Origin of the sequence: Kineococcus siccus (assembly GCF_009906795.1) — a bacterium.
Lineage (GTDB): Bacteria > Actinomycetota > Actinomycetes > Actinomycetales > Kineococcaceae > Kineococcus > Kineococcus siccus.
In genome coordinates this window covers 1-440 of the sequence record NZ_JAAALN010000463.1, presented here as the reverse complement: position 1 = coordinate 440, position 440 = coordinate 1, and the positions used below count along the sequence as shown (strand labels likewise).

Sequence of the window (440 nt, the reverse complement as noted above, 5' to 3'; positions counted from 1 at the left end):
ACCCACAACCGGTCGGGCCGCTCGGCGCGGAAGTGGCGCTCGACCAAGTCGGGGCGGTGGTCCGGTGGTCCGGGGATCGTCGTACGCGGCGGCTTGCCGTTACGGCGCACACCGTGCAGACCAGCCGCTCTCATCAACCGCTCCACCGTGCAACGGGCGATCCTCGAGACCGACTGCCCGGCCGGTGCTCGTTGCACGCGGCGCCGGTTGATCGCCGCGTGCAGCTTCCGCGCCCCGTACACGCGCATGTTGTCTTTGTGGACGGCATCGATCTCGGCCAGCGCAGCCTCATCGGACAGCGACCGTGCCGAGGGTGGCCGGGACTTCGCGGCGTAGTAGGTGCTCGGGGCGATCTGCAACTGCTCACAGACCGGCTCGACTCCGAGGTCGTCCTTGTTCTGATCGATGAAGTCGACGATCAGCGGTGTGGGCGGTCGAGC

General features: G+C 68.4%; 1 protein-coding gene and 1 other annotated feature. The gene reads right to left on the bottom strand.

Annotation, left to right across the window (positions count from 1 at the left end):
• Positions 1-440, bottom strand: a 440-nt coding sequence (locus GTR02_RS22135) for an IS3 family transposase (protein WP_166609604.1), incomplete at both ends; no start/stop codon positions are given.
• Positions 345-440, bottom strand: a sequence feature (AL1L pseudoknot). This feature is flagged as partial in the annotation. Its footprint overlaps the gene before it by 96 nt.